This window comes from Nocardiopsis sp. CA-288880 (assembly GCF_050955985.1).
In the GTDB taxonomy this organism is placed as follows: Bacteria; Actinomycetota; Actinomycetes; order Streptosporangiales; family Streptosporangiaceae; genus Nocardiopsis; species Nocardiopsis tropica.
This window is the reverse complement of sequence record NZ_CP192105.1, coordinates 3,681,868-3,700,326: the sequence shown is the minus strand read 5'-3', so window position 1 is coordinate 3,700,326 and position 18,459 is coordinate 3,681,868. Positions and strand designations below refer to the sequence as shown.

Below are 18,459 nucleotides of genomic sequence, written 5' to 3'. Positions count from 1 at the left end.
CACGCTGACGGCCGTACAGGTTTGTCAGCACCCCGAGTCACACTCAAGAAATCTGAGCGCCTGACGCTCACCACAGCCCCGGGAGGGGACATGTCTACGCAAACCGGCCGCCCGCCACTCCACGAGGACTACTGGGACGTCTGCAAGGTGTCCGTGCTCGTCCTGACGCAGCAGTTCGCCGCCCAGTCCTTCGTTATGCGGCACACGGGCCTGTCCTACGACCGGACCCGCCGTGTCCTCGACCTCATGGAGGGGTGGGGGATCGTCGGCCCCGCGGACGGCACCATCGCCCGCGACGTCCTGCGCAGCCGCGACGAGCTTGGCGCGGTCTTGGACGAGCTGCACGAGGACTGGGAGCGCAGCACCGCGTGGATCCGCGCAGCCGCAGCAGAGGGTGCCCGACCCGTTGGGGAGGGCCCCCGATGACCCCCACCGACGAACAGGTCGCCGCCGTGATGGCCGCGATCGTCGCGCCGGACAGCGAGCAGCCGAACTCGGTCGCCGTCGAGTTCCAGCGGTGGCAGCTGGAGCAGACCATCCGCAGGGTGTGGCCGCACATCGCAGCGCAGATCGAACAGGAGGCGTGATGGCTGTCGTCCGCCACGGCGACCACACCCACCGCCTCGCCCCCGCCCGCGAGGACCCCGGGCGGGGGTGGGCGACACGGCGCACCCGCACCGTCTGCCACGTCCCGCTCGACGAGGCCACCATGCCGCCGCTCCCCGCAGGCACAACCGTGACCTGCCCCCGATGCACCAAGGAGAACTGATGTCCCTGCCGAACCTGACCGTGACCGCGCGTCTCGTCGACGCCCCTGAGATCAAGTGGAGCCAGTCCGGAACCGCGATTGCGAAGCTCCGCCTCGTGTCCAACTCCCGCCGCAAGAACCCGCAGACCGACCAGTGGGAGGACGGCGATACCTGGTGGGGGCGCGGCACGGCGTTCGCTCGGACCGCCGAGGCGATCGCCGAGGCGAACCTCCAGAAGGGCGACCTGGTGACGGTGCGCGGGGAGATCAAGACCGATCAGTGGGAGAAGGACGGCCAGAAGCGCAGCGCGGACGAGGTGATCATCCGCGAGATCGGGCGGGCGCTGATGCCGCCCCGCCAGCAGCAGGGCGGGTTCTCCGGCGGGCAGCAGCAGGCCGACCCGTGGGGGCAGGGCGGCCGACCCGGGTTCAGCAACGAGGAGGCTCCGTTCTGATGAGCGACGTCACCGAAGTTCGCATCCACACTGTGACGCTCGGGGACGTCGTCTCCATCAACGGGTCGTGGGTGAACGCCGCTGACCACGAGGAGCTTGCCGCAGTCGGCCGCAGGATTACCGACCTGGCAGTGAAGCTGAGGGCCATCCACGAGGACGAAGCAGGATGACTGCCTTGCGCAGCGATGACGGTCTCGCTCGGGTGTACACGCTGTGGTGCTCCCGGGCGGGCTGTCCCGCGTACTTCAACGCGACGTTGGCTGTGAGGAAGGCGTCTGAGATCCGCGAGTTGGCCCGCGCCGAGGGGTGGCGGGCACCCACCAGCAAGGCCAAGCGCAAGCGGGGCGACCTGTGCCCCGACTGCCGGACGAAGGAGCACCATGTCTAACCAGCGGGCCTACGAAGCCGTGTACGCGTACATCGACAGCATCGGCGGGTACCTGCCGCCCGACGAGGTCCACCGCAACGCCATGATCTGGCGGGCCGTGGAAGCCGCCCTCGAAGCAGACAAGCCGACCGCCCTCCGTCGCGCCCACGACGCGTTCCACCTTGGGCTGCGACTCACCGAGGAGCCCAACGGGACCTTCCACCCCAGCTTCTGGGAGGAGCCGGAGACGCACCTGCACCACATGGACACCTACGTCGGCGGCAACAGCAGCACCAAGCCCGAGGAGGACCAGTGACCCCCGCCCCGTGGCGTGTTGGCCGCAAGCTCGGCCGCACTCTCTACGAACGCAAGTACACCGACCAGCCCAGCGACGAGGACAGGTTCCTCGGGATCATGGACACCCGGGAGGACGCCAAGCGTGTCGTGGGCGCGGTGAACGCCGTGGCGCGCATCCGGCAGATTCACCAGCCCGACCCGAACCCGCGCAGCGGCTGGAACTCCGACGACGACCCTTCCGAGTACGGCACGATCGAGCGCGCCTGCCGCGAGTGCGGGGCCACCGACATGGCGGTGCCGTGGCCCTGCCCGACCATCCGCGCGCTGGGAGGCGACGATGCCTGACACCCTGACCCGTCTCACCACGGCGCTCCACGAGGAGCTGTGCCGCCTCCACGACGTCGCCCCTGAGGGTCACAGCATGTGCGGGGATTTCGCGGCACTGCGGGACGACGCGGCCAAGCTCGCGGAGGTCGCCTTCAACAGCCTCCACCCCACCGTCACCGACGGACGCCTGATCGCGGACCTCTACGAAGAGGCCATCCGGTTCTGGTTCGGAGAGTGCTTCCCGAACGTCTCCACGCCCGCGCTGCTCATCGATGGGATTCGTGGTCAGCTCGGGGGATTCGTTACCGAGGAGCTGATCGGGCGGGAGCAGAAGATCGAGGCGCTGGAAGCGGAGGTCGACCGTCTCCGTGACCTGCTCACCCGCGTGACCCGCATGGACTACGACGGTGTGGACGTGTACCCGCACGGCGACAGCTGGATGACCGCGTGGCGGGGGAGCGTCGAAGATCACGCCAGTCCCGACGATGCCATCGCGCGGGCGAAGGAGATCGCTGGAGGATGACGGAAGGGCCCGGGGTGGAAACAGCACCCCGGGCCCCGCGTCAGCATCGCACACCGTCATGAGAGCAGGCAGGACAGGGGTACCATCCCCGAAACCGTATGGAGGGCACGTGACCACGCCGACGCAGACCACCCCCGCCCAGCAGCTCGACGCCGCCGAGCAGCAGGCCGACGAGGAGATCCAGGCGATCATCACCGCTGCGGTTGCGGCGGGGCTCAGTGGTGCGGCGGTCCTCGCTGTCCTCGCGGCGCTCACGGGCGCGGTGTCAGCGGCGGCGCAGCGCGGGTTCACCACGGGCGCTCAGATCGTCCTACAGGGCGCGGCGGGCAGGCGTGCACGGATGCGTCAGCTGGCCGTGGAACCCATGCCCACGACCGTTGAGGCGGACGTCAGGGCGGTCGTGGAGGACGTCGCACGCAGGATCGATGCGGCCATCGCAGGGGAGGCGCCCGAGACGACGACCGCACCCGTTACGCCCACGCCAGCGGCCGTGGAGTTGGCCCGTTTCCGGCGGCGGATGCGGATCCTCGCGGTCACCAAGATCCACCAAGCGGCGTCGAGCGCGACGTACTCCTATGCCCGTTGGCTGGGGCTCGACCTCGAATGGGTAACGCGACGCGACGGCAAGGCGTGCGCGGTGTGCGGCGCGCTCAACGGGAAGCGCGTGCCATCCGGCGAGAAGTTCGCCAACCCCAGAGGACCCGGCGTTCCGCGGCGGCTGTGGGACGGCTTCCAGGGCCTTCCGCCCACTCACCCTTCGTGCCGGTGCAGGGTCATACCCCGGACATGAGGAAAGGGCCCGCATCCCCCGATGGCAGGCCCTCTCCCACTGCTGAGAAGATCGCTCTTCCCCGTGGTCACATAGTACGACCACGGGGGAGATTCCATGACGTACCACCTGATGTGCCGCCTGTGCCAGTCCGAGATGGACTCCGGTGTGGTGTGCTCACCGTGTGTGGGCGGGATGATGGCGGACCTGAGGGCGCTGTGGGCGACCGGGGACGTGCACGGCCTGGACGTCGACCTGGACATCGCAATCGCGAAGCAGGCGCGGTTCGGCGGTGGTGGAGGCGGGCGCGGCGGGGGCGACGAGATCCCGCTCCTCATCAACGAGGCCGCCAGCGACGTGCGCCGTTACCTGCACAGCATGCTGTCCACGTGGTGCCGGGTAGTGATGGACCAGAGCGGCGGAACCCCGCCTGCGGACACGATCGCGTCCATGGCTCAGTGGCTCCACGGGCAAGGCGTGATCGTCCGCAGCGCTGAGTGGGGCGACGAGTGCGTGCAGCAGATCCGGTACGTCGTCCGCGAGGTGCGCAGGTGTGTGGACCGGCCCGCGGAACGCGTGTACGCGGGGGAGTGCCCGAAGTGCGCAGGGAAGGTGTACGGGCTCGTCGGCGCCGACCGGGCGTGGTGCCGCACGGAAGGGTGCACGGGCGAGATCGAGGACCCGGAGGCGAGGCGGGACGCGGCCGTCAAGCGGGCAGTTGCGGCGGCGCCGGAGAGGCTCGTAACCGCAGCCGAGGCGTCCATGGCCAGTCGGGCGCTCGGGAAGCAGATCAGCGACCGGTACGTCCGCAAGCTCGCGGCCGAGGGGAAGATCCACGCCGTGCCTGGGTCGAAGCCGGCGCGATTCCCGCTCGGGGAGATCATGGACTTCCTCGATCGGAAGAAGGTCGCGGCGGCCTGACCCCGGGCATGACGAAAGCCCCCGCCCTCCGAAGAGGACGGGGGCGAGGTGCGGCGGCTACTTCACCGGGACGTCGGGGCGGCTCGTGTGCGGGGCGAGGTACCCGGCGGCGAAAGTGACCACGAGGGACACGACGCCGACGACGACGGCGTCCACGGAGGACACGTCCACATCGGGCAGGAACCCGGCGACGATCGGGGTGAGGATGGACGCGATCGCCGCGATGACGACCTTGGCTTCGATGCGCATGGTGCTCTTCTCTCTCAGGGGTGGGGTTACAGCCAGGACCAGCCGTTGCTCACGTGATCGCCTCCTCCCACAGGGCCCGCCAGGTCTGCGACCCGGTGAGGCCGTCGACGGCGAGGTCCTTCTCGGCCTGGAACTGGCGGATGACGCCGGCGAGCTTGGTGTCGTACCGGTCGCCCGCGGCGACGGACCAGCCGCGCTCACGCAGCCGGTCCCGGATCTGCCGGATACCGGGTCGCGCCGAGGAGTAGTAGCCGCTGTGGTTGCGGGAGTTCGAAGACTCGGGCCCGTACCAGTGGCCGGACTTCAGCGGGAACTTCGGCGCCTTCGTGCCGGGCTTCGGCGCGGGCTTGGATGAACCCCCGCCCGGGGCCGTGGACCCGCCGGAGGTGAACGTGCCGTCGCGGACCATCGCGTACAGCGGCCCCCCGGGGCACGAGGTGGCCAGGTGGTCGCGGTGGCCGTTCACCCGCGCACCCGCCCCGCCGGACTTGCGCAGGTACGCGACCGCGTCCCTGATGCCCTGCACCATCTCCGGCGTGGGCTTCTGGGAGCCGCCGAGCAGCGCACACACCGCGTACCAGTTCTGGTTGCCGGAGTTGGTGCCGTTCGCGGCGGTGCGCCGGTTGACGCCCCGGCCGACGAACACGTAACCGTGGGCGCACACCAACAGGCTGTAGGCGATGTCGCTCCACCCGTTGCCGTTGATGTGGTGGTTCTGGATGCCGCGCACCCGCCCCGCGCACGCCGAGTGGGAGTCGTTGATGGCCGAGGCACCCACGTAGTGGATGGACGTCCCGCCGCGGCTGGGGGTGATGTTCGTGGAGGTGGTGCGGGAGCGCGCGCCCCACGCGGCGCGGGAGACGAGCTTCATGCGTGGTCCTCCTCGCAGGTGCACCCGGCGTCGTCGGGTTCGGCCGGGTGCGGGTTCTCGGTGGCGCCGACCGCGTCGCGGCCGGCGTCGTGGGGGCCCGGTTCGACCTCGGGGTCGAAGACGAAGGCGTTGGGGTCCTGCTCGGTCACGTGTGCCTCCTGGGCATGGGAAAGCCCCGGGCACGCCGGGGCGAATGTGGAGAAATCGGGTCAGCGCTGACGCAGCTCGGCCAGCTCATCGGCCAATGCCCTCAGGCGGGTCTGCTCCGTGTGGAGGCGGGCTTCCATCTCCCTGACACGGGATTCGAGCGCGTCGATGCGGGCGTCGCGCGCTTCCAGCTCGTCCTCCAGGGACGTGACTCGCCCGCGGAGGCGTTCGTTCTCCTGCTGCAATCCGGTGAGTGAGCTGACGAGGGCGGCGTTCGCGGCGGCGGCGTCCGTCACCGTGGCAGTTCCCGCGTCAGACCGGGTCTGCGACGCCTTCACGAGGAACGTCAGCGCCCACGCCAGAGCACCGAGCAGGCTCACCCCCGTGCCCCCGACGAGTACGCCCTCAAGGCCCATCAGTCGGCCTCCGATCCGGGCAGGGTGCGCGCTGCCATGGCCTGGGTGAGCACGCGAATGCGCAGCAGACAGGCAGCTGCGAAGAGCACATAGGTGGCCGCCGGGGTGATTGCCGCGGCGGGCTGGACGACGATGATGGCCGCTCCGTAGATGAGAGTGGTCGCCGCGAGGAGCACGAGTCCGGCCTGTTCCACCCGGAGCTGCTGGAGGGTGAGACCGGTGAGGATGAGCAGCGATCCGATGATGAGGATGACTCCCCACGCGAGGACCATGGGAGCGGGTAGGCCCTGGTGGATGGATGGTGGGGCGGTTCCGAGGATGGTGGCTGCGCCGCTGATGATGCCGACGGTTCCGAGCATGGCCTCGAAGGGTGCGAGCCCGAGGGTGTCGAGGGTGCGGCGCAGGCGGTGCACGGGCGGCTCCTATTCGACGTCTGGCGGGTCGGGCGGGTACTCGGTGCCCGTGCCGGGAGGGGTGTCCGGGGGAGACCCGGGATCTGGCAGAGGCGGCTCAGTCGGAGGCGGGTCGATGATGGGAGGCGGGTCGATCGTCGGAGTCTCCGGCGACTCCTCCGGGGGCGTGCTCTCGGACATGAGTCCTCCTAGGCGAGGGGTTCGACGACCATGGAGTGTTCGTAGGTCGTGTACCAGTTGACGGTGCTGCCGACCGTGCCGTTGTTGTAGTTCCACGCGGGCGTCAGCGTGTAGGTCGCGTTTGCGACGAGGTCCAGATAGACGACGCGGGAGCAGCACTGCATGACCACTCCTCGGGCGGACCAGGCGCGGGCGACGGCGGCCGGCACGGAGGAGCCCCCGGTGAGGGCGAAGCCCATGTGCACGGTGGATGTGGCCGAGTTGTTGTTGCCTGCCGCCCCGGTGATGGTGACGCGCACCCTGCCTGACCAGCCTGTGCGGAAGGTGAGCGGGGGCCACGCCGACCCGGAGAAGGGGATCCACGTACCCGTGGCGCCGCCGCCGGGGGCGGTGGCCATGTCGGTGCGCAGGGGGGCGTGGCGGGGTGCGTAGAGGCTGTGGGTGTCCGCGAGCTCCACGACGCCGTCGGTGGTGGTGTCCCACGTCCCCGACACCGACTCTCCGCCGACCAGGACCCGCCGCGCCTGGAGGAGCACCCGCGTGTACGTGCGCGAAGGGAGCGCGCCCTCGGCGAAGATCGCCGACCTGCGCTGGTACTCCGGGCCGGTGTTGGCCTGCCACATGGGGCTCTGGAGGGACACCGACGCCGTGTCGTCCCCCGGTGTGCGGTGAGCGAATACGTAGCCGGGCCCGGAAGCGTCGCCCGGGTCGGTGGCGGCAGGGGGCGTCATCAGCACCCGAGCCGTGCTCGCGTTCGCTGAGACCTGCACCTGGGATCCGCTTGCTGACGTCCATGTGCCGCTGGTGTCGGTGCCTGTCGCGGTCAGGCTCGCACGCGGGTCCGCGAGGCTGTTGCGTTTGGACCAGATGGTGAGCTGGGATACCTCCGGGGTGGCGGTGCCCGTCACCGAGGGGAGGCCGTCAGCGGACGTGGCGCTGGAGTCCAGGGCGAAGGACACGGCAGAGCCGGACGCCGCGAAGCCCGCCAGTGGGCTGCTCGCGCTGAAGATGTCCGATCGGGCGGTGAAGTTCGCCTGCGAGCCGGTGGCTGCGAGGGACGCGCCCATGTTCCCGGACTGAACCTGGTTGGTGACACCCCCCGAGTTCCCCTCGATCGCGCCTGTCGCCCCTGAGGAGGAAGTCATGAGGAAGCGACTGCCGCTGATCTCGGACGCGACGATGTCACCGGAGAAGACGGCGTTGCCGCTGGAGTCGATCGCGAAGATGAGCTCGTTCTCCGAGTTGTAGCCCCTGAGCCCGTCTTGGTCCATCTCGACGCGGGCCGCCCCGGGGATGCCCGCGATGATGGTCGTGACCAGCGCGAGAACGGCTTGCAGCTTGTCGGCTTCCACGGCCCCCGCCTTGATGTGCACGGCCTCGATCGAGTCCGCTTCGAGGTCGACCCCGGAGGTCTGAAGAGGCGTCGCAGCCACCTCGGCGGACGCTTCGCCTTGCACACCCCCGGTGGTCACGGGGATGAGCACGACGTAGTGGGGCACGTAGGGGAGCGGCACCACGGGGAGCATGCCGCCCTCGCCGGCGCGACGGATGGACCCGACGTAGGTCGCGGCGCTGGGCGTGAAGCCCGCGCTCGTGCTGACGTGCACGGCCATGTGGTCGAAGTCCACCGGGATCGCGGGGTCGCCGGACAGCAGGCCGTCCCACGTGACGCGGAGGCCACCGAGAGAAGGGGTGACGGTCGGAGCGGTCGGCGCGGACACCGGGTCGCCGCCCTCGGTGACGAGGCCGACGGCGCCGTCCACCCAACCCCACCGGCCGCGGAGAGCGCCGGTCTCGTCGCGGGCCTCGATCGTCTGCCCTTCCTCCAAGGAGGAATGGGCGAGCTGAGAGGTTCGCTGCCCGCGGCTCAGGGCTTCTACCTGTGAGGTGAGGCGAGTGAGCTCACGTGTGTACTCGGCCAGTGCGCGCTGCGTCTGGGCGTCCATCAGGTGGCACCCCCGTATCGGAATCGGTCGGAGCGGGAACAGGTGACAGCGACTTCGCCCGTGTCGGGGGAGAGGGTCATGGAGGTGATGCGCACCCACAGGTCGATGGGAGCCCATCCGGAGTAGGCGTGCACGAGGACGTCGTCGCCGACGTCGAACGTGCCGATCCTGGCGTTCGGGTGGTCCATCACGGTGAATCCGAGAATGTCCTCGACCGAATTCCAGCGCCGCAGTTCGTCGTCTGCGACCGCTTGCAGGGCGGCCTGTGAGGTGATGTCGGGGCGTTCCACGGTGCGGGACCGGCGCACCCTGCCGTCAGTCACCGAGGCGTTCGCGCGGAGCATCTTTGAGCCCTCGCCCGCCCCGTAGGCGGTGACCAGGTTCGCGTAGTCGTCGCCGGACCGCTGGATGGTGAGGACCTCGGAGATGTTCTCCTGCTCCGCGAACCGCTTCGTGGACCGTCCGCCGAGGCGCGGGTAGCCGAGAGGGACGTGCTTGACCACGGCCTCTTTCGCGGAGGAGGCCCACGAGTACCGTTCGCGGTAGTCGTAGGGCGTCTGGCGGGCCATCTCATCCGCGACGCGGCCCAACTCGTGGTTGTCCCACCAGTTCAACTGGTACTGCCAGTAGACCGTCTTCCCGCTGGCTGCGACGGGCTTCTTGTCCTTCGCGGGCACCCACACCTTGTCGATCGGCACGGGCGTCGTAGCGATCTCCTTCGCGGGGCCGAGGCTGCCGTCTTCCTTGAGCGCCCTCGTGTTGTGCCACTCGCCGAGGCGGTACGGAGTGCTCGTGCTGTCCACGGTGACGCCGAGGTTGCCGCCCGCGCGGGACTGGAGCCACGTCCACAGCGCCCGGTACACGTCGAAGGGATCCACACCGTTGCCCGTGGTCCCCGCCTCTTTGCCACCCCACCGCAAGTTGTTCAGCAGCGGCTGACCCGTCAGGCACCCGGTCACCCCGGTGATCTCCACGTCCAGCTCAGAGCCAGCGGTCTTCACATCGGTGACCAGACCTCCGCCGCGGATCTGATCGGAGGCCTCCACCCACACCCACGTCTTCCACGGGAGCAGGAGGAGCTCGCCGTCGTCAGCGATCAGATCCCGGTAGATCGGGTCGATGGACCCAGTCACCCGGCACGGCCCCGACAGCGTCGTGGTGACCTTGAGGTTGGACAGGGGCAGGTCGCGGGACAGCCACTCGTCCGTGAGTGCGCGCTGTGCGTAGCACCGCCACATGGGCACCCCCTACGCGTCCACGTCCACGACCGGGCGCTCCAGGAAGTTCAGGGTGACCCTGTAGTTCGAAGCCCCGTCCGCGCGGAGTCGGCCGCCCGCGAGCGGGTCGCCGGACACCTGCATCTGCAAGGAAGTCGTGATCCCGCGCATCGCCGCAGGAATCAAGACCTGGTCGGAGTTGAAGATCGCAACCCTGATCCCGTTCGTCGGCGAGAGCTGGTTGAAGTTGTAAGACGACCACGCGCTCCGCACCACGTTGCCGGTCACGCCGAGGGACACGCGGGCCTCTCCGCGGGCGTCGGTGGACCCGGACCCGGAGTAGTCGTCGGGGAAGAATCCTGTCTGCCCCCACACGGCGTCGATCTGCACCTGCGTGGCCCACACGGGGATGTCGACGTCGTCCCAGACCAGGTTCGGCCAGTTCTCGAAGTCGGGCGAGGTGATGTTGCCTGCGTAGTCGATCGGGCTAACGCCGCGCTGCACCCGCATGACGACCTTGGAGCGCTCGTCCATCATCTGCCGCAGGTCGACGATGTGCTCCTGCTCGACCGTGCCCGTGGACGCGGGAAGGTCCACCCGGGCAAGGGGGATCGCCGTGATGCCGGGCTGCGACGTCTCCGCGATGGTCGTCGCCGTGGACGGCACCCCGGGGATGACCCGGATGTAGATGAGGGGTTCCGTGGCGGGGTCGTGGCTCCACGGGGACCCGGAGATGGTGGGGTCCTCGACCTGGGCGACGATCATGTCCGAGCGCGCCGACGCACCTGTCTCCGGGATGGTGACGGTCTCCTCGCCGAAGTTCGTCCCGTAGTACGACCCCTGGAAGGACACCTCTTTCCCGCGGATCACGCACGCACCCGACGCCACCCGTACCGACGTGCCCGGCACCGCGAGCTCACGCACCCGCAGGTCGCCGTATTCGATGATGCCCTCACCCGCCCTGGTTGCGGACTGGAGCTGGGCGCGTAGGACCGGGCCCGTCAGCTCCGAGCCGTCCACGGCGTAGACGCTACCGAAAGCCACAGGTCCTCCTAGGGGGTCGAAAAGCAGTCGCGCCAGTGCACGACGCACGATGAGGTGCCGGTGGGGTCCTGTCCGCGGAACGCGATCTGGGTGGATCCCGTGGGCAGGGTGAATTCGCTGAGGCGCGGACCGCGGAGTTGGCCGGCGAGGCTCGCTCCGTCGTTCCTCAGGGCGGTGCGTGCCCACGGTCGGGTGTCGATGACGGCGGTCTGGCTGGCGCCGAGGGTGGTCTGGAGTGTGAGCCGGGATCCGGTGGCGACCCATTCCACGCTGGGGTTGGTGATGGGTCCGCGGAAGGTGATGACGGGCCATGTGGGCGTGTCGCCCGTGTTGGTGGCCATGGTCGAGTCCGAGTTGCTGATGGCGTTCAGGGTGGCGGGCGGGGTGAAAGGCACCATGAGCCCGCCCGACAGGTTCGGGAGGAGGGTCAGGGTGCGTTCTTGCTCCACGTCCGCGTAGAAGCCCCTGTCCGCGGTCTGGAAGTCCGCGACCAGGTCCACGATCCCGGCGTCGCGCATGCGCTGTGAGGCGGGTGTCATCCGCCGCGGTCGGCCGTACACGCGGACGGTGTCAGTGCCCGGCATGCGCATGCGGAGGGTGGTGACGGCCCGGGAGACGCCGCGCACCTGGTCGGCTGACCATACGGTGCGCAGCGCCCCCCACGCTGATCGGGCGTCGGCTGCGGTGGTGGTGTCGGTCCACAGGTCGAGGCTGATCACCCGCCCGTCGTGGTAGTCGAGGCCGAACTGCTGGCCGTCCGCTCCGGGGGAGTCGGCGTCCCCTGTGCGGCGGGCGACGTCACCGAGGTCGACGTCGTCGCACTGCACAGGGGTCAGGTCCCCGAAGAGCAGCCCGCTGAGTTCGAACTGGCGTTCTTGCAGCTCAGTCGGCATACACGCCTCCCTTGCGGACCACGCGGAGGGTGTGGGTGAGCTCAGACATGCCCTCGCGGAAGGTCGCCTCCCCGTTGTGGAGGTGCTGGTGGTACTCGCCCACGAGGGGCGAAGAGCCCCCTCCGGTCGTCGGCGCCTGTGTTGTGGCCTTGCCTGCGGTGGCGAGCATCCGCGCCGACTCGGCGTTGCTGTAGACGCGCGCGGGGTCGTCGAATCTCGCGAGCTCGGGTCCGTCCTCCCCGACGACCGCCCACCCGGACGCCAACCCACCGTTGGCGTACCCTGCGATCTCCCGGATCTGCCGCACCAGCGGCGACATCCCGGAGCGTTCGTCCTGCTCCCTGTCCTGGCGGACGATGTCCGCGATGGACACGAGCCCGCCGTGAGCGAAACCGGCAGCCGACCAGTTCGGGCGGAAGATCGCGCCCCCCGAGTAGGGCGCCGCTGTCACGTTGTTGCTCTGGTTGCCGCCGATGCGCCGGCCACCGCCGGGCGACGCGACGAGGTTGACATGCGACGTGCCGTACACGGCGACGTCGCCGGGCTGCGGGCTGTTTGTGCGCGGCATCCCGCTCGTGTAGTAGTCGCCGGTCCACGCGGTTCTGGCGGCCCCTCCGAGCGCCCGGGAGGCACCCGACTGGGCGAAAAGCCAGCTGATGAACATTGCGCACCACGGCGCACCGTTCATCCCAAACCACTCGGTGATGGCGTTCCTGTTGTTGCCGCCCGACTCCGGATACCTGCCCAGCGACGCCTCAGCGAGCCCGACCACGCCCATCGGGCCCTGGACGGAGGACTTGAAGTCCGCGGCCATGCTGTCGCCAACGCGGCCGATCAGCGAGTTGACGAGGATTTCCCACTCGGGTCGGATGTCTCGTTTGTGGTCGTCGATGACATCCCACGCAGTGGAACCCGCGCCCCGGGAGACACGGCCTCCCTTCGCGAATCCCTGGACAGTGCCCTTGGGGATCTGCTTGTGCCGCAACGCCTCCATGAAGCCCACGCCGTAGTGGTCCACGACGTGCGTGGGCTGCACAAATTCGCCATCGGACAGCCACGCGGGGATCGAGTCCGACGTCGCCGTGCCCGGCCCGGACACCGGACCACCGACCGCGAACGTCGACGCCGACGCGCCCCTGAACGGGTTGGCGTTTGACGCGGACGCGGACACTCCCGCCCACGTGCCGTTTGCCCTGACCTCGATGGCGGTGCGCACGTCCGAGGGGATGCCGAGGTACTCATCGGCGAGATCCTCAGCCTCGGACGACGTCAGCCCCATCTGCCGGGCGACCCTGACGAATTCCTCCCGGCCGCGCGCCGCGGTCGCGGTCTGCTCGGCGACGGACTCGCCGTTGAGCCGCGTGGCCTCCGTGTTCGCGATGGTGGTGTCGCGGATCTGACGCAAGGTCGACTCGTTAGCGCGGCCTTGCTCCGTGTTCAGGTCAAGCGTCGCGCCGTTGGTGGAGATGCTGGCCGTGGCGGCGTCTACGGCGGCCTGGAAGTTCGACTCTGCCTCGACCGCCGACACATGAGCGCCGGTCAGCGCGTCGAGAGCCGTCTTCAGGTCGCGGGCCTGGAACGCCCCCTCAGCCATCGACGCGTTGAGCTCGTCCTGCCCCTCCCTGGCCGGGCCCATCGCCTCCGTCTGGCGACGGTACGACTCACCCGCCCCATCGACCGCGGTCGCTTCCTCCTCGATGGCGTCCCGCAGCTCCATGAGCTGAGTGACCGACCCGGACCACTGCTGGTGGCTGATCTCGCCCGCGTCGTACATGCGGTCATAGGCGGCGATCTGCTCGTCGATGCTGCCGACGACCTCTTCGTAGGCTCCGCCCTGTCGGAGGACAGCGTCGGTGACGCGGTCGGTGGAGAAGCCCAGCCGTTCGGCGAGCTGAAGGGCTTCCTCCTCCTCCAAGTTCTTGACGGCGAGGGCGCGCGCGGACTCGCCGAGCGCCCCAGCGTCGGCCTGGATGGCGGCGGTGTACGCCTCCGTCTCCTGGCGGGCGCGCGCCTTGGCAGTCGCAAAAGCCCCAAGGGCGATGACGCCAGCGGCGATGGCGATGCCCCACGGGCCGCCGAGGGCGCCGACCGCACCGGACAGGGCTCCGGAGAAGCGCGAGGTGCCGGTCGCTGCGGTGGTGGCGTTGGTGCCGACCGTGGACAGGCTGGACGTGTACTCGCGGATGTGCCCGGGGAGTTCCCGCATGGGCTGGATCAGCGAGGTGTTGACCCGCCCGAAAAGGCTGAAAGCGACCTGCGCGGTCTTCGCCGCGATGGCCGCCTGAAGCAGCCACGGGGCCGTCTCGGCGACCATGGAGATCGCTTCCGCGAAGACGGTGAGGCCCTGCGCGTAGATGGTGCCGAGCGGACCGATGGCCACACCGACGTCGATGGCGGCACCTGCGATGGACCCGAACATCTCGGTGAAGACGGGCCCGTTGGCCAGGGTCCACTCGATGAAGTCGGTGAAGTTCTCGGCTTCGTGACCCCACTCGGCGAAGCGTGCGGTGGACCGCTCAAGGCCGGGAGCGACCACAGTCCACAGCGGCTCCATGTTCATCACAAGCCCGGCGACGCCGCTGGCGAGGTTGCCGATGGAGCGGCCGAAGGTGATCGTGCTGGGGTTGGCCTGTCGGGAGATGAAGCTGAAGAACGCCGTCCAGCGCGAGTTGCCGAGTGCCTCCCGCGCCTCGTCGCCGAGGGTGGAGAGTGCCGAAGCGGTGCGGTTCGTCGCTGGGGTGAGCAGACGCAGCCCCACGTTGGCGACGTCCAGGCCGGACGCAGCTGCCTGAAGCACGGGGCGGTCCGTTGCCGCACGGAAGGTCTGCCACGACGCGGTGAGCCCACCCATGGAGTCGCGGAACTCGCGCTGACCGGAGGTCAGATCGCCGGTCGCGGCGTTGGCTTCGCGGATCGCGGGGACCGCGGCCAGAGCGAAGCCGAGCGCGCCCACGCTGGCGGCAGTGAAGCCCGACGCGACCGCGCCCAGACCCCCGGCGAGCGCACCCACGGCGGGCACGAGCGGGGGGATGAGGGTGGTGATCGCGAGGACCCCGGCGGGGGACACATCAGAGAACGGACGCTGCTGCCCGACGCCACTTCGGGGCGTGCTCCCGCCGCCCCCTCCACCCGACGGGGCAGAGGGGGTCCTCGGGGCGATGGGTGCGACCGGGCCGTCACCGCTGGTGTTGACGCGCATGTTGATGACGCGCCCGTCCAGCCGGTCCGCGGCCTTCTCGGCACGAACCAGGCTGGCGAGCGCGGTGCGGGTGTCCGCTGACACGGTGATGCGCGGGGTGCGCCGGCCGAGGTTGTCGACCTGACGGCGGAAGGCGTCGAGCTCCGCCTTGGCCTTCGTCGAGTCGAGTCCGACGGGCACGTCCATGCCGCGACCGGCGTGCTTCTGAAGCTCAGCACGCAGCCGAGGTCCGAACTTCTTCAGGTCGGGCAGGACGTCAACCCACACTGATCCGGCATCCGGCACGTCGGACACCCCCTCACTCTGGTGGTGGTGTCTTGACGAGCTTCAGGTGCCTCTTGGGTGGCGCGAATCTTTCGAGGTACGCCTGTTTGCGCGGGTCAGGGCGACGCGACTGACGCTCCTGTGCCTTCTCACCCTTCGCGGCGGGCACCGGGTACGGGTGGATGTCGGGGGGTTCGCCTTTGAGGCGACCGCCGACCCACATGACCCGCATGAGCGCCTGGAGCCGGGAGTCGAGCAGCGCCAGCTGGTCGTTCAGCTCCGACCACGGCCGTCCCGGGTCGCGTCCGGTGAGTGCCGCACGGGTGCGGGGCATGCGCGCCATGTCATGGATGACGAGCAGGACCATGCGGCGGAAGCTGATCTCGCGACGATAGAAGTCGAGAATGTCGTAGCCACGGTCAAGCAGGTCCAGCTCAACCTCACGCGGGTGCTCCTCTAGGACGTAGAGGAGCTGTCGCCTTCCCCCGCGTCCACCCCGGTCTTGGTCCGGTAGAACTGCACGATGCGCCCGATCTCACGGGACGTGTGCTTCAGGAGCGAGTCGAACTGCTTCGGGTCAGCCAGAGCTTCGGGGAGCCACTGTCCGAGGCGTCCGGTGTGCATGGCGACCTCTGCGGACATCGGCCAGTCATGGACGGGCTTGAACTGGTACTCGTCGCCGTTGGCCATGGCGAACGAGTAGGCGAAGGACAGGGCTTCGCTCTCCTGCGCTCCCCTGTGGTCGACGAGTTCGGCGACGGCAACGGTCTGCCGGTTCTCCTGAACGGGCTCAGCGGGCTTCTTCGCGGCGGGCTTTCGGGCAGCGGTCATGGCAGAACTCCTCGTGTTCACGCAGGTTGAGCGCAGGTTGGTGTAGGCGGGTGGGCGCACCTGCGCGGACGCCCACCCACCGGTCTTTAGGCGGTGACGGTGACCGCGAGGGTGTCGGACACGCCCCGGTACGACGCGGTGATGGTTGCGGACCCGGCGCCGACCCCGGTGACAGTCCCGTCGGCGTCGACGGTCGCAATGAGGGGCGCGGAGGTGTCCCAGGTGGCCGTCGCACTGACGTCGTCGGTGGTCTCGTTGTAGAAGGTCGCGGTCGCGGTGAGCTGCGTCGTCGCAGCCACGACGACGGCCGCGGTTCCGTCGACAGCGAGGGACTCCACGGGCAGCCACATGCCGTCGGAGAGGAAGTACCTGTTGAACATGAGGCCGTCGCTGGCCTCGTACACGGTCCACGTGAGGCCCGAAGCGGTTACGTTCTCGGCGTTCTTGGACCGTTCGGCGCGGGTGGTGACCTCCGCGATGGCGGCGACGGTGCGCTCGTGGTTGACCCCGTCGAAGGTGTCGACGGCGAGCATGTACTTGCGCTGCCCGGTGGGCCGGTACACGGGGTACGTGATGATGCCCCCGGGAAGCTCTTCCAGGGCGCTGAGGTCGACGTTGTCGTAGAGGGCCTGGGTGTAGACGTTCATCTCCCACATGGGGGTGGTGAAAGTCTTGGTGACGCCGGTGATATCGGTCCTGACGGGCGACTTGTACCCGAGGGGCCTCTTCTCGTTGCGCTCTTCCTCGTAGGCCTCGGTCAGGCCGGCGGGGTCGATCGCGCCGAGGTCCCACCACTCCGGCCCGAACGCGTCCAGACCCTCCGGCAGCTGCGAGCCGAGCGGCGCGACGTAGCACTTACCGCCGTCAGTTCCATAGGCCCTGATGGCATTGACGCTGTCCGCCATGTCCCCTCCTGGGGTTGTCAGCCCTGGTGCGGGCATGGGAAAACCCCGGCACCATGAGGCGTCGGGGTGTGGTCGAGGGTGGGTCAGGTGACCCTGAATGGGCGCAGGTACAGTTCGCCTGTGAAGCTCATGGCGAGCAGGTTGGTGTTGTCGTCGCGGAACGGGCTGGGGTTCGACTGGTGGCGGACGCACCCGACGGTGGCCGCACCGCCCGGCGTGTACGTGGTCGCCGGGAGGGTGATGGTCTGCCCGGACATGGCGGCGAAGTGCGCGGACACGTATCCGGCGAGGTCGATCGCTCCGGGCCTCCCCGTGGCCTCGTCCACTCGGACGATGCACTGGAGACGCGCGATGTCGTGCACCCTGCGATCAGCAGGCGGCGACGGGAGCCTGACGAACTGCACGATCGGCAGCGACGCCGCGAACAGCTCGGGTTCGGGGAGCTCCGAGCACACCATGCCGACTGCGCCGCCGAGGCGTTCCCGGTGCCAGGTGATCGCGACCAGCTCAGCGTCCGGGTAGAGGATGACGGGCAGGGCCACGACGCCCCCTAGCTGCGCTTGGGTGGCCGCCAGGACGACGGCGGAGCCTTGCTGTCGAGATAGCTGGCGACGCGTTCCTTCTCCGCCTCGGGGACACGAGGCGCGTTCGAGTCCACCAGCTCCACAGCACTCGCGAGGATCGTGACGTTGATGCCCGCCGGATAGCCGGGCGCGGACATGATCCGGATGCCATCGTCCACAGCGATCGGGAGCGGCTTCCCATCGAGGGTCACCCGCTGCTCGTCGCCGTGCCGCTCCACCCGGATGACGGGCAGGTCAGCCATCGGTGGGCTTCTCCGTCTTCGTGGCCACGGGCCGCTTCGGGAGGGGCTTCGGGGCCTCGTCCTTCGCCTTGGGCTTGTCGTCCTTGGGCTTGGATGCCTCGGCGATCTTCACGGCCTCCTTCGGAGAGACCTTGACGATCTTGCCCTTGCCATCAGCGACGATGCCCTCCGCCTCAGCGCTGGACACGTACACGGTCTCGCCCTGCGTTCGCTTCGATCCGTCGGGGGCCTTGTGCGGGTAGCCGATCTTGACGTGCGGCATTGCTGCTCCTAGGTGTGTGTGGTGCCGCGCGCCGCGAGTTCGAGCGCTTCGGCGAGATTCTCGGTGGGTCTAGTGCCCGGGTGACGGACCATCGCTACCGGGTGAGCCGCGCCGGGCCACCACAGGACGCCGGCCGTGCGCGGCCGGATGATGTGCGGGCGGGTACCGAATTCGATCCACGCGCTCTTGCGGTCGCGGGCGATGACTCTCCACCCGTGGGGTTCGAGGCGTTCGGTGTCGATCGAGGACACGTAGTCGCCCGTGTCGATGGGACCACGGCCGCGCGCCATCGCCTGCACACGACGGGCACGGTTGCGGATGTCGTCGTCGACGGGACCCCACGACCCCAGCCGGTTGATCACCGCCTGGTTCAGTTCAACGCGACCCAT

27 protein-coding genes are annotated in these 18,459 nt (G+C 69.2%); 10 read left to right on the top strand and 17 right to left on the bottom strand.

Features of this window, described 5'->3' with window-relative positions; all coding sequences use genetic code 11:
* The first annotated feature begins 90 nt into the window (after nt 1-90).
* The 10 genes from ACQPYD_RS16175 (at nt 91) to ACQPYD_RS16130 (ending at nt 4,407) form a co-directional block, all read left to right on the top strand.
* A complete protein-coding gene (locus ACQPYD_RS16175) occupies nt 91-426 on the top strand; it encodes a DNA translocase FtsK (RefSeq protein ID WP_433701808.1) in 336 nt (111 codons plus the stop codon).
* Entirely contained in the window at nt 423-587 is a 165-nt protein-coding gene (locus ACQPYD_RS16170) for a hypothetical protein (RefSeq protein WP_433701807.1), read from the top strand. Before ACQPYD_RS16175 ends, ACQPYD_RS16170 begins: the two co-directional genes overlap by 4 nt.
* Nucleotides 587-769, top strand: a complete 183-nt coding sequence (locus tag ACQPYD_RS16165; RefSeq protein ID WP_433701806.1) for a hypothetical protein — start codon at nt 587-589, stop codon at nt 767-769. The genes ACQPYD_RS16170 and ACQPYD_RS16165 overlap by 1 nt, the downstream gene beginning before the upstream one ends.
* Complete coding sequence (locus ACQPYD_RS16160) at nt 769-1,203, top strand: single-stranded DNA-binding protein (protein WP_433701805.1); 435 nt, start codon at nt 769-771, stop codon at nt 1,201-1,203. The genes ACQPYD_RS16165 and ACQPYD_RS16160 overlap by 1 nt, the downstream gene beginning before the upstream one ends.
* Nucleotides 1,203-1,373, top strand: a complete 171-nt coding sequence (locus ACQPYD_RS16155; protein WP_433701804.1) for a hypothetical protein — start codon at nt 1,203-1,205, stop codon at nt 1,371-1,373. The genes ACQPYD_RS16160 and ACQPYD_RS16155 overlap by 1 nt, the downstream gene beginning before the upstream one ends.
* A 210-nt stretch (nt 1,374-1,583) precedes the next feature.
* Nucleotides 1,584-1,886, top strand: coding sequence for a hypothetical protein (locus ACQPYD_RS16150; protein ID WP_433701803.1), 303 nt, complete (start codon nt 1,584-1,586; stop codon nt 1,884-1,886).
* The gene (locus ACQPYD_RS16145) at nt 1,883-2,212 is read left to right on the top strand and encodes a hypothetical protein (protein ID WP_433701802.1); all 330 of its coding nucleotides are present in this window, start codon (nt 1,883-1,885) and stop codon (nt 2,210-2,212) included. Before ACQPYD_RS16150 ends, ACQPYD_RS16145 begins: the two co-directional genes overlap by 4 nt.
* Entirely contained in the window at nt 2,205-2,717 is a 513-nt protein-coding gene (locus ACQPYD_RS16140) for a hypothetical protein (protein ID WP_433701801.1), read from the top strand. The genes ACQPYD_RS16145 and ACQPYD_RS16140 overlap by 8 nt, the downstream gene beginning before the upstream one ends.
* A 109-nt stretch (nt 2,718-2,826) precedes the next feature.
* Nucleotides 2,827-3,507, top strand: coding sequence for a phage minor head protein (locus tag ACQPYD_RS16135; RefSeq protein ID WP_433701800.1), 681 nt, complete (start codon nt 2,827-2,829; stop codon nt 3,505-3,507).
* 96 nt (nt 3,508-3,603) lie between these two features.
* Nucleotides 3,604-4,407 (top strand): hypothetical protein, encoded by an 804-nt coding sequence (locus ACQPYD_RS16130; protein ID WP_433701799.1) that lies wholly within the window; start codon nt 3,604-3,606, stop codon nt 4,405-4,407.
* 57 nt (nt 4,408-4,464) lie between these two features.
* Here ACQPYD_RS16130 and ACQPYD_RS16125 read toward each other — a convergent pair whose 3' ends face one another.
* The 17 genes from ACQPYD_RS16125 to ACQPYD_RS16045 form a co-directional block, all read right to left on the bottom strand.
* On the bottom strand, nt 4,465-4,656 hold the full coding sequence (locus ACQPYD_RS16125; protein WP_433701798.1) for a hypothetical protein: 192 nt from the start codon (nt 4,654-4,656) through the stop codon (nt 4,465-4,467).
* 49 nt (nt 4,657-4,705) lie between these two features.
* Nucleotides 4,706-5,527 (bottom strand): peptidoglycan recognition protein family protein, encoded by an 822-nt coding sequence (locus ACQPYD_RS16120; RefSeq protein ID WP_433701797.1) that lies wholly within the window; start codon nt 5,525-5,527, stop codon nt 4,706-4,708.
* Nucleotides 5,524-5,676, bottom strand: coding sequence for a hypothetical protein (locus ACQPYD_RS16115; RefSeq protein WP_433701796.1), 153 nt, complete (start codon nt 5,674-5,676; stop codon nt 5,524-5,526). Before ACQPYD_RS16115 ends, ACQPYD_RS16120 begins: the two co-directional genes overlap by 4 nt.
* 60 nt (nt 5,677-5,736) lie before the next feature.
* Complete coding sequence (locus ACQPYD_RS16110; protein WP_433701795.1) at nt 5,737-6,054, bottom strand: hypothetical protein; 318 nt, start codon at nt 6,052-6,054, stop codon at nt 5,737-5,739.
* A gap of 35 nt (nt 6,055-6,089) precedes the next feature.
* Nucleotides 6,090-6,503 carry a hypothetical protein gene (locus ACQPYD_RS16105; RefSeq protein WP_433701793.1) on the bottom strand — a complete coding sequence of 138 codons (414 nt, stop codon included), beginning with the start codon at nt 6,501-6,503 and terminating at the stop codon, nt 6,090-6,092.
* Nucleotides 6,504-6,691: 188 nt separating this feature from the next.
* A complete protein-coding gene (locus tag ACQPYD_RS16100) occupies nt 6,692-8,629 on the bottom strand; it encodes a hypothetical protein (RefSeq protein WP_433701792.1) in 1,938 nt (645 codons plus the stop codon).
* Entirely contained in the window at nt 8,629-9,867 is a 1,239-nt protein-coding gene (locus tag ACQPYD_RS16095; RefSeq protein ID WP_433701791.1) for a hypothetical protein, read from the bottom strand. Before ACQPYD_RS16095 ends, ACQPYD_RS16100 begins: the two co-directional genes overlap by 1 nt.
* Nucleotides 9,868-9,876: 9 nt before the next feature.
* A complete protein-coding gene (locus ACQPYD_RS16090) occupies nt 9,877-10,890 on the bottom strand; it encodes a hypothetical protein (protein ID WP_433701790.1) in 1,014 nt (337 codons plus the stop codon).
* An 8-nt stretch (nt 10,891-10,898) separates the two neighbouring features.
* Complete coding sequence (locus ACQPYD_RS16085; protein ID WP_433701789.1) at nt 10,899-11,783, bottom strand: hypothetical protein; 885 nt, start codon at nt 11,781-11,783, stop codon at nt 10,899-10,901.
* On the bottom strand, nt 11,773-15,276 hold the full coding sequence (locus tag ACQPYD_RS16080) for a hypothetical protein (protein ID WP_433701788.1): 3,504 nt from the start codon (nt 15,274-15,276) through the stop codon (nt 11,773-11,775). Before ACQPYD_RS16080 ends, ACQPYD_RS16085 begins: the two co-directional genes overlap by 11 nt.
* Nucleotides 15,277-15,280: 4 nt before the next feature.
* Complete coding sequence (locus tag ACQPYD_RS16075; protein WP_433701787.1) at nt 15,281-15,580, bottom strand: hypothetical protein; 300 nt, start codon at nt 15,578-15,580, stop codon at nt 15,281-15,283.
* Between the two features lie 122 nt (nt 15,581-15,702).
* Nucleotides 15,703-16,077, bottom strand: coding sequence for a hypothetical protein (locus ACQPYD_RS16070; RefSeq protein ID WP_433701786.1), 375 nt, complete (start codon nt 16,075-16,077; stop codon nt 15,703-15,705).
* 86 nt (nt 16,078-16,163) lie between these two features.
* Nucleotides 16,164-16,982 (bottom strand): Ig-like domain-containing protein, encoded by an 819-nt coding sequence (locus tag ACQPYD_RS16065; protein ID WP_433701785.1) that lies wholly within the window; start codon nt 16,980-16,982, stop codon nt 16,164-16,166.
* 83 nt (nt 16,983-17,065) lie between these two features.
* On the bottom strand, nt 17,066-17,524 hold the full coding sequence (locus ACQPYD_RS16060; protein WP_433701784.1) for a hypothetical protein: 459 nt from the start codon (nt 17,522-17,524) through the stop codon (nt 17,066-17,068).
* A gap of 8 nt (nt 17,525-17,532) precedes the next feature.
* Nucleotides 17,533-17,808 (bottom strand): hypothetical protein, encoded by a 276-nt coding sequence (locus ACQPYD_RS16055; protein ID WP_433701783.1) that lies wholly within the window; start codon nt 17,806-17,808, stop codon nt 17,533-17,535.
* Nucleotides 17,801-18,070, bottom strand: coding sequence for a hypothetical protein (locus ACQPYD_RS16050; protein WP_433701782.1), 270 nt, complete (start codon nt 18,068-18,070; stop codon nt 17,801-17,803). The genes ACQPYD_RS16055 and ACQPYD_RS16050 overlap by 8 nt, the downstream gene beginning before the upstream one ends.
* Nucleotides 18,071-18,078: 8 nt before the next feature.
* Nucleotides 18,079-18,459: a hypothetical protein gene (locus ACQPYD_RS16045; protein WP_433701781.1), complete on the bottom strand. Its 381-nt coding sequence runs from the start codon at nt 18,457-18,459 to the stop codon at nt 18,079-18,081.